Below are 431 nucleotides of genomic sequence, written 5' to 3'. Positions count from 1 at the left end.
CTGCACGACCGCATGCGCACCCTCGACGAACGCATCCTAGCCTATGACCGTAAGATCTCGACCCTCGCGCAACAGAGCGAGGCCGCACGGCGGCTCATGGCAATCGAAGGCGTGGGGCCGGTAACGGCCTCGGCCATCGTGGCCAGCGTCGGTCCGGCGACCACCTTTACCTGCGGCCGGCAGTTTGCCGCGTGGCTGGGGCTCACGCCGCGCCAGCATTCCAGCGGCGGCAAGACCGTGCTGGGCGGAATCAGCAAACGCGGCGATGTGGTGCTGCGCACCTTGTTGATTCACGGCGCCCGCTCGGTGCTGCGGCTGACGGCCGCGCGAACCGACCGCAAGAGCCGGTGGGTGGAAGACTTGAAGGCGCGCTCGTGCAACAACGTGGCGGCCGTTGCGCTGGCCGCCAAGAATGCCCGTATCATCTGGGC

The 431-nt window shown here is 68.0% G+C and carries 1 protein-coding gene; it reads left to right on the top strand.

Annotated features, from left to right (window positions below):
* Window positions 1-12: 12 nt before the first annotated feature.
* A partial coding sequence (locus GO615_RS28130) for an IS110 family RNA-guided transposase (protein ID WP_169133099.1) occupies window positions 13-431 on the top strand: 419 nt, incomplete at its 3' end.

This window comes from Aromatoleum evansii, from assembly GCF_012910805.1.
GTDB classification, from domain to species: domain Bacteria; phylum Pseudomonadota; class Gammaproteobacteria; order Burkholderiales; family Rhodocyclaceae; genus Aromatoleum; species Aromatoleum evansii.
Note: the sequence above shows the minus strand (reverse complement) of the source record. Positions and strands in the feature narration are given on the sequence as shown.